Annotated in this window: 13 protein-coding genes; 4 read left to right on the plus strand and 9 right to left on the minus strand. The window is 41.1% G+C overall.

Features of this window, described 5'->3' with window-relative positions:
* Positions 1 to 487: 487 nt before the first annotated feature.
* On the minus strand, positions 488 to 691 hold the full coding sequence (locus FD725_RS31220) for a hypothetical protein (protein ID WP_179052060.1): 204 nt from the start codon (positions 689 to 691) through the stop codon (positions 488 to 490).
* 307 nt (positions 692 to 998) lie between these two features.
* Here FD725_RS31220 and FD725_RS31225 point away from each other — a divergent pair, with 307 nt between their 5' ends.
* Positions 999 to 1,751 (plus strand): antirestriction protein ArdA, encoded by a 753-nt coding sequence (locus tag FD725_RS31225; protein ID WP_179052061.1) that lies wholly within the window; start codon positions 999 to 1,001, stop codon positions 1,749 to 1,751.
* A gap of 179 nt (positions 1,752 to 1,930) precedes the next feature.
* Here FD725_RS31225 and FD725_RS31230 read toward each other — a convergent pair whose 3' ends face one another.
* The 4 genes from FD725_RS31230 to FD725_RS31245 all read right to left on the minus strand — a co-directional run bounded on the left by FD725_RS31230 (position 1,931) and on the right by FD725_RS31245 (position 4,997).
* Positions 1,931 to 2,260 (minus strand): hypothetical protein, encoded by a 330-nt coding sequence (locus FD725_RS31230; RefSeq protein ID WP_179052062.1) that lies wholly within the window; start codon positions 2,258 to 2,260, stop codon positions 1,931 to 1,933.
* A gap of 80 nt (positions 2,261 to 2,340) precedes the next feature.
* The gene (locus FD725_RS31235; RefSeq protein WP_179052063.1) at positions 2,341 to 3,162 is read right to left on the minus strand and encodes a hypothetical protein; all 822 of its coding nucleotides are present in this window, start codon (positions 3,160 to 3,162) and stop codon (positions 2,341 to 2,343) included.
* Between the two features lie 219 nt (positions 3,163 to 3,381).
* Positions 3,382 to 3,867 (minus strand): hypothetical protein, encoded by a 486-nt coding sequence (locus tag FD725_RS31240; protein WP_179052064.1) that lies wholly within the window; start codon positions 3,865 to 3,867, stop codon positions 3,382 to 3,384.
* Positions 3,868 to 3,869: 2 nt separating this feature from the next.
* A complete protein-coding gene (locus FD725_RS31245; protein ID WP_256872039.1) occupies positions 3,870 to 4,997 on the minus strand; it encodes a ParM/StbA family protein in 1,128 nt (375 codons plus the stop codon).
* Between the two features lie 485 nt (positions 4,998 to 5,482).
* Here FD725_RS31245 and FD725_RS31250 point away from each other — a divergent pair, with 485 nt between their 5' ends.
* Both FD725_RS31250 and mobF read left to right on the plus strand, forming a co-directional pair.
* A complete protein-coding gene (locus tag FD725_RS31250; RefSeq protein ID WP_256872040.1) occupies positions 5,483 to 5,932 on the plus strand; it encodes a hypothetical protein in 450 nt (149 codons plus the stop codon).
* On the plus strand, positions 5,926 to 10,449 hold the full coding sequence (gene mobF, locus FD725_RS31255) for a MobF family relaxase (RefSeq protein WP_179052065.1): 4,524 nt from the start codon (positions 5,926 to 5,928) through the stop codon (positions 10,447 to 10,449). The genes FD725_RS31250 and mobF overlap by 7 nt, the downstream gene beginning before the upstream one ends.
* A gap of 347 nt (positions 10,450 to 10,796) precedes the next feature.
* Here the strand turns inward: mobF and FD725_RS31260 are convergent, their stop codons facing one another.
* Together FD725_RS31260 and FD725_RS31265 are read right to left on the minus strand one after the other, a co-directional pair.
* On the minus strand, positions 10,797 to 11,132 hold the full coding sequence (locus FD725_RS31260) for a XisI protein (RefSeq protein WP_179052066.1): 336 nt from the start codon (positions 11,130 to 11,132) through the stop codon (positions 10,797 to 10,799).
* Positions 11,120 to 11,533: an element excision factor XisH family protein gene (locus FD725_RS31265; RefSeq protein WP_179052067.1), complete on the minus strand. Its 414-nt coding sequence runs from the start codon at positions 11,531 to 11,533 to the stop codon at positions 11,120 to 11,122. Before FD725_RS31265 ends, FD725_RS31260 begins: the two co-directional genes overlap by 13 nt.
* A gap of 302 nt (positions 11,534 to 11,835) precedes the next feature.
* Between FD725_RS31265 and FD725_RS31270 the strand changes: the two genes are divergently transcribed.
* Positions 11,836 to 12,102 (plus strand): hypothetical protein, encoded by a 267-nt coding sequence (locus tag FD725_RS31270; protein ID WP_179052068.1) that lies wholly within the window; start codon positions 11,836 to 11,838, stop codon positions 12,100 to 12,102.
* A 4-nt stretch (positions 12,103 to 12,106) separates the two neighbouring features.
* Here FD725_RS31270 and FD725_RS31275 read toward each other — a convergent pair whose 3' ends face one another.
* Both FD725_RS31275 and FD725_RS31280 read right to left on the minus strand, forming a co-directional pair.
* Entirely contained in the window at positions 12,107 to 12,307 is a 201-nt protein-coding gene (locus FD725_RS31275; protein WP_179052069.1) for a hypothetical protein, read from the minus strand.
* Positions 12,300 to 12,443, minus strand: a complete 144-nt coding sequence (locus FD725_RS31280) for a hypothetical protein (RefSeq protein WP_179052070.1) — start codon at positions 12,441 to 12,443, stop codon at positions 12,300 to 12,302. The genes FD725_RS31275 and FD725_RS31280 overlap by 8 nt, the downstream gene beginning before the upstream one ends.
* Between the last annotated feature and the right edge of the window lie 533 nt (positions 12,444 to 12,976).

Raw genomic sequence — 12,976 nt, forward strand, 5'->3', positions numbered from 1 at the left:
TTTATAAAAGTTTCATTTCTAAAGTTAAGTATGCTCGGTTAAGAGCTAGAAATAGCTATGCTTTGCCATCTTTGAGGGTTGGGAGTTATCACTTATGATGATAGGTACAAAACTCCTGAGTATGTGTGTTCCTGAGTCACCCACATAGGCGTTAAGTTAAGTAGAGCTAGTTGTATGAGAAAATGGTAGTTGATAGATACCGGGAACTGATATTCTCAGCTTGCTGTTTTTTAGTGCTTTTCCCTTTATCAAGGGGCATGATGCTATTTCTTGCTTAATTTGTAGTAGCAATTATCTCCTTGTAGGAGATGCTCAAAATATTTTCAAAAACCTGAAAGTAAGAAACTTCAATCTCATTTTTTTACTTTGGTTATAAAAATCTAGTATTAATAATACTTGTGACCGCCTCCACTTCACAAGCCCCCTGCACCGTCGCGCCTCACAGAACAATAACAAATATATGAGTGCAGAATCGCCTGAGCAAAATTCACAATCGATCTTTCTGTGAAGTTAAAGCTTGCTCTTTAGCTACGGCCTCAGCTATAACCTGACGTAGCCATTCGGAACGATTAGGCTTGTTACGCACATAAGTATCTAATTCGTCTGGCAACAGTACAGATATAGGTTTCGCACCAGATTTTACTCCTACTCCTTTTGATTGAAAGCGAGTAGCAATATCATTTCTTTCCATAGTAATGAGCCTTTTTCTATAAGCTTATCTTAGCAAATCCCGTATATATATGGCTATATATTAGTTATTTTAATCCAAAAATAACTAAATATTGTGAAAATTCCCATATATATATGGGATAATAAAAGAGTGAGAAATAGGAAATGGAGTGCCAAAAAGACTCCCGGCAACGGAACCGAGACCGAAGCATCAAGCCCAAGAGCGTAGTGCCAAGTCCAAAACTCTTACATCAAAAACAGAAAAAGCACCCCCGACGACCAATCTAAAGGTGCTTTTTCTGAGTCTAATACTAGAAGGATTGTAACACATGAATTTGTTTTCTAACACCCTAATATTTCACTCAGAACTAGATGCTCAATTAGTTGCTGAACAGATTTACAACTGTCATCTTGAAGGCAATCTTTTAATCGTTCCTATTAAAGAACAAAGGGCAGTAGATTTAGCAATTAGTTTAGCTGGTGTTGACTTACCAATAGTTGAAGGTGCAAGCTGTTTGCTTCCATTTCCCAAGCATGAACGCGAGTGCCAAGACGATGATGCACCGCAAATTTATGTAGCTTGTCTATCTGCATACAACAATGGAAAATTACACGGAATTTGGATTGACTGTACACAAGATGCTTCGGAAATTCAAGACGATATTGAATGGATGCTATCTTGGTCGCCTTGCTGCCAATATGAAGCCTGTGAGGAATGGGCGATCCATGATTTTCAAAACTGGCATGGTATTCACCTTGCTGAATGCGAAAGCATAGAAAAACTAGCTGAACTTGCTCAAATATTATCAGAGCATGGTGCAGCCTATGCCGCTTATTATGAGTATGACAGTAGTGAGGCTAGTGTAGAAGATTTTCAAAAACATTACTGGGGTGAGTATGAAAGTGAAGAAGATTTTGTTTATGACCAAATCGAACAACAGGGATTGATGAAAAACTTAGAAGACATGGGTATTCCTAGCTTCTACCTCGATTTTAAGGCAATAGCCCGTGATTGGTTTATTGATGACTACTATTCAGTAGAAGAAAGTTATAACAAAGTCTACGTTTTTAGCCGTCACTAATAAAATCAAGATGGTAGTTAATAACTACCATCTCACTTTTAAAAAATGACTAAAACAATTCGGAAGTCGGAAGTAAAAGTATTTCCGAATTCCGACCTCCGAATTGCGACTTTAGTTGACCAATTGACAAATCAATTTTGAGAAAAATCATTTGTCAATCTTGAAAACAGCAAGACTAATTAACGTTGACGATTGGATTTTTTTGGAGATGTTTGTTTGATGTAATCACTAGGAATAACCACAGTCTCTTTATGCAACCGCAAAAGGTAGCAGTAACTTTTGGTATTGGGACAGGCGATCGCTGAAGGAAAGTTGACACCTAAAGCGAAACCCAAGGATAAGTAAATTGCAAACGACCCCAGATAAATTAACCAGCCAGACCAACCAGAACCAATCCAACGAGCAAAATGAATTAAATTTATTCGGAATTGCTGAGATCGCTGACTACGTAGTGTCGCTTGCTTCTGTTCAGTCTCAATCCATTGCTGTGATTCATTAAGTTTGGTCAAAGCTATTTGGGTTGCCCGAAGCTTGGCTTTTTCCTCAATAATTTTATGTGCTTTGACCTCAATAGTACGCTTTTCCTCAGCTATTCTGATGTTGACCCATTCTCCGATGTCGGCGGCAAGCTCATTAAAGGCGGCTGCGGCTGGAATACTGGGGAAATCGGCTTTTTTCCCATGACCTTAGCTCTAAACGCCTCTCGTAGTTGCTGCCATTCCTGTTGAAAAGCAGATGATTTCATCTCCTCTAATAAAGATTGCAAATATAACTTGGGCAACCCAGCCATATCACCCTTGGCCTTCTGTCGCACCATTTCCCTAATTAACTCTCGCTCCTCCTCACCCAATAAAGCCGTAGTATCTCCTAGCTGTTCCAAAAGTTTATCTGTATCTACATCTGGTGTCGAGTTATTCAGCCCGAAATATTGTGCAACCTCCTCAAAAGATTTGTGTTGATTTTTGATTAAATCACAAGCCTCAAAAAAGCGATCGCACTCGGCTTGGTTATATTCATCCTGGTCTTTTAGTCCACAAGCTTGCAAAATTAAGAGAGATTCACCAAGCGTAATTTTAGCGCCTACTCGCTCCTTGGCTAATGACAGTAATTGAGAAATATCTTTTGGTTCACTATCGACAGATGGCTCATCTGACTGGGATTCATCTGAGCTAGGAGAATTTTTTGATCTCTTAGGTTTTGGCATAGCTTTAGTTGCTACAGTATCACGTTGCTTTAACAACTCCATCACCTCAGAGTCAGTTTTACCCTGTTCAATGAGCTGACGACATTCACGGAAACAGTCAGCTTCATCCTCTGTATATTGTTCTTTCTGGGGTATACCACAGAGAGACAAAGTTCTCATGATTTCTTCTGGTGTAATGCTTGAAGACAGTTCTTCTTGACGATACATAAAGGAATTCCTCGCTCAAATTGAAGTGAAATTACCGAATAAGAATTCAGGAGCCAGAATTCAGTTGGGATTCTGTGCGACCGGTGGATGAATCGTGGTTTAAAGCCCCCGATTTTAATCGTGGAGATAAGAAAATTTTTCCTTACTTGAAACCCCTGACTTTAGGCATGGGGTATTCTGACGGATGTATTCTGACTTCTGACTTCTGGTCATGTTGTGCTATCGAGGTTCCAGCGGATTAAACCACTCTTGTTCTTCCCTTGGAGTGTCCACAGGCAGATCATTTGGTTGAAGAGTAGTCACGTCTGCGGGGTTGTCTTGTACATTGTTAGTCACCAAGGACTGCTCAGGCTGAGTTGTTGACAATTGACCCAGGTGGCTATTTGTCGGTGGAGACTCAATTAAATCATTTGCCATACTCCCTAAACCTCCTGTCAGCATTTCTTGCAAATACTGCTGGTGAAGCTTCAAGCGATATATGCAATCTTTAATGCTTTGTTCTAGATTCTCCTTAGCTCCATAACCAGCAGCACGATAGGCTAACGGTAGCCAATAACTCATCAGTGCAATCATTGCCATATCCTTGGAAGGATAGAGAGTAGCTTTAGAGTTGAGATAGTTCAGTAAGATAGCTTCTGAAGTATCTGGGAAGGTTCTGGTGCGTAGACGAAATTCCAAATCTTCTAGTATGGTGTTATTTTCCATAATTACGCATCTGTTAGAGCATTCACAGGCAAATAAGTCACCTGATTTTGCAAGTATCGAAATAATCCGTAAACATCGGTCACACGGAGAATCAGCGCATCTTTGTGCGGAGGTAAGTTAAACGCTAGGCGCACATCCTCTTCTAATTCAGCTGCCCAGGAAATTTTGGTGTGAGCAAAAAAGGCTTTTAGCTCGTTACTTAGATATTCAGATGTGCCGCCACCGATAATCACCTGATCCACGTTGGCAGGAACATGACTTTTGAGCCAATCTGATACCTTCGCCCAGTATTCCTTACGTGCCATAGTTGCCACTTCAATAATTTGTGTGACTTCCTCGGCTCTAAACTCAGCTTTCTTGCTCCTGGCTAAAGATTTAAAGTATTTGGCTTTGGGGGTAGCTCCTGATTGATGAATCGCCCACAATAAATCTTGTAGATTCTGCCCGGAAGTGCGGTTTTTGATTTTTTCTAACATCCAAGCCAACCCCAAGCTAGCTGATGAACCAGAAGATAATCCGCGCTCAAACCTGACGGCGGAGATGTCCCGAAAGCCGAACATCAACACAGCTATACTCAACTGATTGAAATTCGCCCCCAGTTTTTTGCTGCGGGTTAGTACCAGTCCCCCACCTTCGGGCATACATTCAAAGCATTCCAAGTTTACAGAAAACTGCTGACTACGGAAGGAGAAGTTAGACAACGCCGCCGTTAAACCCCTTTCCAATCGCTCTCTATCTTCCCATTCCCCATAAGGCAACAACAGCGCCAGTGATAAAGTAAAGCTTGTTCCCAATCCCCATTTTGTGGCGATCGCTCCTACTGCTGCTAATACTTTGGGAATGGCATTTTCATACTTGAGTTCCGACAACTTGACCTGAGCCTCAAAATGCTTTTGTGCTAGAAATCCTACTGCATAATATTCAGAGTCAAATTCTACCCAAGCCTCATTTTCTGGATTGGGGCTATTGAGCCTACCTGACTTGTATAGGTCAATTGATTCTTTAGCAATGGCGATTAACTCTGGTTCCATACAAAATAATTCTGGGGGCTTGTATGGTGTGGAATCAAGGACACGGTAAATCATCTTGGTCATCGAAGAACCAGGGTCAAGACTGAGCAATAAATTCACTGCCAGCTACCTCTTTTTTTGAGACTATTAATTGCGAAATTCTGCTAATAAAAATTAGCCACGATTTTTCAATGGTTTGGGTAAGATCATGGTCTATTCTGCCAAAAAAACACTCTATTTATGAATGGGAACTCTCAAGAAGTTATTTGAGTTCTAATAAATACCAATATTACCCTACAAAGAAAAAATATATTCACCAAAAGGAAGATATTTCTCCCAATACTTCCCAATTAATCCCAAGAATTAAAATGATGATTAGAGATTATTGACAGGATTGTCATTAATCTTAAAAGTCACCAAACAGCACCAATAATTGTTAGATATATACCGACATTTCCCAATATCTCCCAATATCTCCCAAAGGGGAAACCCCTCTGGACTCCCCTAAAAATTCTCGCACAGTACGCCAAAAAGTTTGTGCAGAAAAATCGAGTTGGATTTAAAATTTGATTGTGCAGAAAAATTTTATTAACTAATATTAAGTTTTGAATTATCAAGCACTACAGAAAGTAAGTTCAACGCTTTTAAAGACCCAAGCGCATCAAATGATGTCGATATGCTTTTGGGAGAATAGCCATTACTGGAGTAGTCAACTATCACCCAGAAAACAATATTCTTCTGGTGTAGTGATTCGGGTAATTTATTTCAAAAAAGTCAATTGGGTGGGTTTTAATTTTTGTAAATACCATGCAGAGGCAGTGGGAATATTTCAAGAACTGCCCAAGAGTGAAAAATTCTTTTATGAGCTAAAACCTAATTGTTATACCTCTTTCAAAGTGTGGTGTATTGATGTTAAGCACTTTAAAAACGTAACAAGCGAACTCAACAATTATGTGGATATAGGACTTGAATTTATAATTAGCAATCCTGATCAAATACCTGAACTGTTTCAACCACTAAACCTGACATTCTATGAGAGGAGTGGGCAGTGTTAACAGGCAAGAACTCAGAACCACAGCAAGCAGTACATTACTTCATGGAAGGGTATTACCAAGAAGGTACTTCACGCTGGTCTGGTAAGGGTGCGAAAAAATTGGGACTATCTGGAGCAGTAGATCATCAAGAAACATTTTCTAACGTCGTCAATGGGCGATCGCCTGACGGCAGCCAAAACCTCTGTGCTAGAAAATTAGACTCATCACAACGACGGGCGGCTACTGACTTTACTTTCTCTGCACCGAAAAGTGTCAGTTTACAGGCGTTAGTGGGCGGTGATGAAAGGCTGATCACTGCCCATCAGTTAGCGGTGCAAAAAACTTTAGAATTGATAGAAGAACGCTATAGCTACACTAGGGTAACAACAAATACTCTAAGGGAAACTACCAGAACAGGAAATTTAGTAGTTGCGGAGTTTGACCACATTGAAACCAGGGAACTAGACCCGCATCTGCATACTCATGCTCTGGTCATGAATATGACCTATCTAGAGCAGGGGAAGCGGGGGGTGCAGGGGAAGCAGGGGGGGGAGAAGAAAGCAGAAGAAGATGAAGAAGACCGGAAAAACTTTCTTTCTTCCCCAGATCCCCCTGCCTCGCCATCTCCCCCTGCTCTTGCCTCATGGTACAGTCTCCTCAACGATGAAATTTTCAAAAATAAGAAATTTCTGGGCATGGTGTACCAGAACTACCTAGCTCTTGAGGTGCAAAAATTAGGGTATGAGGTGGAAGCTAGGAATCATGGGCAGTTTGAAATTAAGGGTTTTCAGCAAGAGGATTTAAAGGAGTTTTCTAAACGACGGCAGCAAATATTAAGTGCAGCAGGCGAAAACTCAACTTGGGCAGAACGTGAAGCGGCTTGGACTGCAACCCGTAACTTGAAGCAGAAAATTAACCCTGTGGAGTTAAAAGTCAAGTGGAGAGAAGAAGCGGCTACATTGGGGATCAAGTTTGTACAACCTCTTGAAGCGCAGCCGGAGCTACAACCCCGCTTAGTCAGCTATGAAAATTTAGAGGAGGCGATCGCTCATTGCTCGGAAAGAAATGTCGCTTTCACCCAGGAAGATTTAGAAAAATTTATCCTCAACCAAGGTTTAGCCACAGATGTTAGCCAGATTGATCCGCTAGTTAAAACTAACTCTGAATTACTCAGTCTGTCTCAGAAAAACCGCGACTTTACAACCCTAGCAGCAGTCAACCGAGAACTAGCAACTATTAAATTGATGCAGTCTGGGCAGGGTCAAGTTAGCCCACTCGCCCACCCAGAGGTAGTTGAAAGTCATCTGGAGAAGACTGCTTTAAACACAGATCAACGTCGCGCAGTCCTAGTGGCGGCAACCACAACAGACCAATTTATGGCATGGCAGGGGGTAGCCGGTGCTGGTAAAACTTTCGCACTTAAGGAATTGAAGGAAATCGCCGCAGCATCTGGCTACACCATCAAAGGCTTTGCCCCCAGTTCGATGGCTGCTAGGGTTTTGGGTCAAGAGTTGGATATTCAAGCTGAAACTGTTGCTAGATTGCTAGTTTCTGAACCACCCCAAGAGATTGAATCTCATCAAATTTGGATTGTGGACGAAGCAGGGTTACTGAGTGCTAAAGATGCCCTTGCCCTTTTAGAACGAGCAACCCTTGAGCAAGCCAGAGTGCTGTTAGTGGGAGACACAAAACAGTTATCAGCAGTAGAGGCTGGCAACCCGTTCAAATCTCTGCAACAGGCAGGAATTAAAACCAGCCATCTCAACGAATCTTTAAGACAACGTGCGCCGAAATTGAAATTGGCAGTAGACTTAATTGCTTCTGGTCGGATTGAGGAAGGATTTTCACGACTTGATGAAAACGGTTGTATTCAGACTGTCACAGCAGAATCCAAAATTGCAGCGATTGCCCACGAGTATGTAACAGCCACACCAGAACAACGAACGCGAACCCTGGTATTAGCTGGAACCAATAAAGAACGGTTGGAAATTACCCAAGCAATTCGGGAGCATTTGAAAACTGAAGGCAGTTTAGGAACTGCAACCAGCATCACCCAACTGCAAGCCAAGGACTTAACCTCAGTACAAATGCGCTACACCCATAACTTTGAATTGGGTGATATGGTTATGCCTACCCGCAATTACAAACGTCGGGGACTGGAGAAAGGACAGCTTTATGAAGTGGTGGGTAAGGACAATGACCAACTAACGCTCAAAGCTAGTGATGGGAAGCACTTTCAGGTAGATACAGGATTTAGTAAGGCGGTTTATCAACGCCAACAGATTGAAATTGCGGAGGGCGATCGCCTACGCTGGACAAAGAACGACCGACAATTAGGACGGCGTAACGGTCAGGAGTTTGTAGTTAGAGCAATCGCTGGGTCTAACGCTCAAATCGAGTATTTCGATAGCGGTCAAACTGAATTTATTAACCTGCAACAAGCACAACATTTAGATTATGCGATCGTCAGCACTACATATAGTAGTCAAGGTAAAACTGCTGACCGAGTATTGATAGCTGCTGATAACACCATTGGGCAAGAAAGCTTTTATGTTGCGGTTAGCCGTGCTAGGTATGAATTGAAACTGTATACAGAAGATAAAAACCATCTACTAGCCCTAGCGCAATCAAGTAGAGCCAAGGAAAATGCACTTTTCCTACTTCGGCAGAAGGAGTTAGAAAAGCAGCGCCAATCAGAATTAGAGAAAGAAATGGTTATAACTGCTGCGATTGTAGCTAAAACACCCATTATGGAGGCGGAGGGGCAGAGGAGCAGGGGAGCGGAGGAGCAATCCTACACTGAGTCTTCCCCTCTGCCCCTCTGCCCCTCTACTCTCCTGCCCAGTATTTCCCCTCTGCCCCCTTGCCCCTCTGCTCCTCCGCCTCCGCTTCCTACTCCCAAGCCTGTTATTAAAAAAACAGTCTCCAAAACAGCACAGCCCACGGTAGCATTTTGGACTCCTGGTAATGTTGATGAAGCCCCTGAACGACTGGACACTGAACACTGGCAAGAATTAGTAGAAGGTAGTGCCATTCACCCTGAAATTGCCGCCTGTAACTTCAAAAGTTTGCATCAGACTAGAGAATGGGAGCATGAAGCTTGGGAATATCTCATGTATAGTGACCAGTTGCCACGCACTAACACAGGTAGGTTATCGTCGGGAATTATAAGTAAGTATACTCATATTGAAAATGGGGGCTGGTGGTGTGATGCTGGTGTTGATCCCAAGTCCTTTGCTGACTTACAGCCAGGGAATCAACCTGATAAAAAGTTATGGGGATGCTACAAACCTAATAATCCCAGAGAGAAGGCTGATAAACCCGGCAAGGTCATTAAATATGAGCATCCACCCAAAACCGATTTGAGTATCTTCCTGCTAGATGTGCCGGATGATATTGCTCTTCGTATCTATGAGAAAGCTGGTGTTAACCCAACTGAAAGCGATAAGAAGAGTGGATTTTGGTATTGTGTTTGGAAGCACAACTTACCAGTCACGATTACTGAGGGAGCGAAGAAAGCAGCGAGTTTGTTGAGCCAGGGTCATGCAGCGATCGGACTGCCGGGAATTTACGCTGGTTATCGTAGTAAGGATGAGTTTGGTGAACAGGTAAAAGCTAGGCTCATGGATGAGTTAGTTGTTTTCGCCACTCCAGAACGGGAAATAACTTTCTGCTTTGACTATGAGACACGAGAAGAAACTCAGCGAAATATAGAGATTGCTATTTCACGTACTGGGGGACTGTTGGAAGAACGGGGAGCATCGGTCAGTATTGTGACATTGCCGGGGCCGGATAAAGGGGTTGATGATTTGATTGTGACTCAGGGGCCACTGGCATACGAGAAGGTGTTTTACGCAGCCTCAACTCTCAAAGCATGGCGGGATAACAATAATAAACAACGGCATTCACCACCAGCACCACCTAAAAAGTTGAGTGATATTGAGCGTAAACAACGGTTGCAACAACGTTTTTCAGGTCAGCAAAATCAATTGGCATTTAAGAAGGCGATCGATGCACTGACTGACCGAGAACTACTGTACTTAGAACAAGCGGTCAAGGAATATTTTGCCCAACCAGTGGCTCAAATACCAACACCTATTGATAGACAAGCTATTGAAAGCGAAATTAGTAAGCTCCAGCCACAAATTGATAGTTTGTGGTTAGAACACGCTATCCAAGAGAAAACTATCAGAGCAATGGAGCATTTTCCGCTTTATAAGTTGAGTAATAAGTATAACTTGACACTAAAGCAGCAATTGCAAACTATTGGAACTATCAAAGAATTGGTCACGTATCAGCAGCAGCTTCAGTCCAAACTTCAGGAATACGAAACCCAGGTAGAAAATCATCACTCTTGGGAGAAGCAGCAGCAAACTATTGAAATGAAAACTATGGCTGAAATACTAAACTCTCCTCAATTACAGTCACGACTAACAAGTGTTAAGGATGAGATAGAACTGAAACAACAGCAACGTCAAGCTAAATTGTCTATTTCTCAGCAGCCATCACCACAACCGCGTCGAGGTTTGATCAGGTGAACTATGGAACGAAGTAAGAGGTAATTTATAAAGTAAACCTTAAATTGTCGGGTGCGTTATAGCAACACTCAACGCACCATGTTTCTCGGTGCGTTACGGCTCATTTTTACTTTCTCAAACTCCCAAATCCTTGCACAGCCGTAACACACCCTACCTTAATATTTACTTTATAAATAGGCTCTAAAAATATTTGTTTAGAGATATGTAGTACAAGAAACAATACGTCCTTATCAAATCTCCATTCGGCTGACGCTTACGGAACGCCTAAATTTATGGCTCTCCTAGACTAGTTAAGTAGGTGGGCGGGAAAATTTATAACTATTATTTTGAGCAGATGTATGGTCGTTTTATTCTACAGCAAATCCCGATAATTGACGCATTTTTGAGGTATGAAAACCAATGACAATATCTTGTTTAGGCACTCCCATTTCCATAAGTTCTAAAGCAATATCAACTTCAGTTGTATTTTGCTGAATCCAAATTTTGTTATTTTTGATATCAAGGTGCATTATCGGATTATAAATCCGCTTTTGATTGTTCCATCCAATGCTAATAATTTGATAATGGTCATGTTCTGTATCAAAAATTGGCTCGACTTCAACATCTCCGTAACTAGGCTTATATTGAAGGGATTTTGTTAATAATTCTTTAATTATTGTCCGATAGTTATTTAATTTATCCATGACTCTATTTCCTCTGTATCAACGTTATAAATAATCAGCTTTAATTGGTTTTCACCTACTACAGTTTGAATAAAAGGTAAATTAAAAAAGTTATTATAAATAACCAGTGGTACAGCTAAGTACAAGATTCTACTGCTATCTTCAGCACGCAAAGCAGTCCGATAATTAATAAACTGTCCTAATGCCATGTGAAATTCCGAAATTTTAGAAGCACTGACAAAATTTTTGACCTCAACTGCTATTGTCTCTCCATTTTTCTCGGCAGCTAAAAGCCTTTCCGCCCCTAAATCAATCTGAATATCAACTCCACCACACTGAATATTTAGTGGATCATGTGTAACTATCCAACCTTCTTTCTCTAGTGCAGACCTAACAATGTTGTGAAATAAATCACGAGCCATACAATCTACACTTTGCTCATTTTATCCTTCAACTATAAGATTATACAACACTCAACCACAAACCAAGTGCGATGGTCTACGACAGAAGGTCGGTCATCGCCTGATCTTGTAGCGTGTGCTAGGTGGCGATAATCTCTGACAAAAAACTAAACTTTCTCACTCACTGTAACGCACCTTGACATTGAATATTATCGGTGGGTGACACCCACCGTACACTAGTTCGGAAAGTGCGACGATGCTCCGCCGTAGGCGATCGCTTTGAAGTTAATATAAAATATAAAAAAACATGATGTAAGGTAAAAATGTTATCTATCAACCTAGATCAAGAAACAGAAAGCTACCTAACAGAAATAATTGCTCAAGAAAATACTACATCTGAAGAACTGCTGAAAAAACTAATTTATCAACATTGGCAAACTTTAAAACCTCGCCAAACCCTAGTTCAACGTAGAGGTGGTCATCCTCAACATCTCCTACAAGATGCTCCTGCTGACTTATCATTACGAGAAAATCGTAAAAAAATTGTTGCCGAATATATTCAAAATCGTCATCAAAAACATAATCAATGAAAGATTATCCCCCTATTATCCTAACTGATAGTAGAGGTGAATCAAGGAGAGGAATTTGTTCTGCGGTTAATGTAACAACTTGACCATTTTCCCAAATACTAATAGATTCTCCTAAACGGCGGTGTCTTTCAATAGCTTGAGCAATAGCGAGTTTAACACCTGCATCGATTTGGGTAGATAATTTCTCAGGAATTGGTTTATCCATAGGTGTTAGTATTGATTTGACTCCATATTTGGCAACACAACCTGCAAACTACTGCTTGAGTTTTGTTGACTGTGATAACTACCTCTCCCACTTCCTCTAAAGATTCAACATCATTCTCTTTAGCATTAGCAGTCATTTCTCGCTTTAGTGAGGTACATTTCGTTGAGGCTAGAGGCTAGAAATTAGAGACTAGACTGTACCTCATATGATCGGGAAATGCTATGGCAGTGACAGAAACACTATAGCTTCAATACAAAAAATATCGCTGGTATTGTATAGCGAATAACTCAATATAATTACTTTCTTCCAGAAAATTTAAGTATATTTACCAAATAATTTACGTATTCTTTATCAAAAATTAGCATAATCTTCGTGCATAACTCAGTATAATCTCTATTGTTGAGCGCAAAATCACATTTGTTTTTATTTGTACGCACATAAAAATGTAAACCTGATTGGGTCAATTTTTCAGATTTACATGGTTTTTTGTCACGCTGAGATTAAACGGAAAACTTTGTTAGGCTCCAATCCTGGCATTGTCTCTAGTTCATCCATCATTGACAAAGAGCAATGATTGAGGGCATTCACACCACCAATCAAACAGTACCTAAAAAAAGTGTCAATGCTGCCTCATAGCGATGTAACCAGATACTAGGGTGAGAGTCCCCA

Source organism: Nostoc sp. TCL26-01, from assembly GCF_013393945.1.
In the GTDB taxonomy this organism is placed as follows: Bacteria; Cyanobacteriota; Cyanobacteriia; order Cyanobacteriales; family Nostocaceae; genus Trichormus.

Coding starts and splice junctions, on each gene's coding strand:
- FD725_RS31225 (WP_179052061.1), top strand. CDS start 999: ATGAATTTGTTTTCTAACACCCTAATATTTCACTCAGAACTAGATGCT.
- FD725_RS31220 (WP_179052060.1), bottom strand. CDS start 691: ATGGAAAGAAATGATATTGCTACTCGCTTTCAATCAAAAGGAGTAGGA.
- FD725_RS31265 (WP_179052067.1), bottom strand. CDS start 11,533: ATGGCTCGTGATTTATTTCACAACATTGTTAGGTCTGCACTAGAGAAA.
- FD725_RS31270 (WP_179052068.1), top strand. CDS start 11,836: ATGTTATCTATCAACCTAGATCAAGAAACAGAAAGCTACCTAACAGAA.
- FD725_RS31280 (WP_179052070.1), bottom strand. CDS start 12,443: ATGACTGCTAATGCTAAAGAGAATGATGTTGAATCTTTAGAGGAAGTG.
- FD725_RS31235 (WP_179052063.1), bottom strand. CDS start 3,162: ATGTATCGTCAAGAAGAACTGTCTTCAAGCATTACACCAGAAGAAATC.
- FD725_RS31260 (WP_179052066.1), bottom strand. CDS start 11,132: ATGGATAAATTAAATAACTATCGGACAATAATTAAAGAATTATTAACA.
- FD725_RS31275 (WP_179052069.1), bottom strand. CDS start 12,307: ATGGATAAACCAATTCCTGAGAAATTATCTACCCAAATCGATGCAGGT.
- FD725_RS31240 (WP_179052064.1), bottom strand. CDS start 3,867: ATGGAAAATAACACCATACTAGAAGATTTGGAATTTCGTCTACGCACC.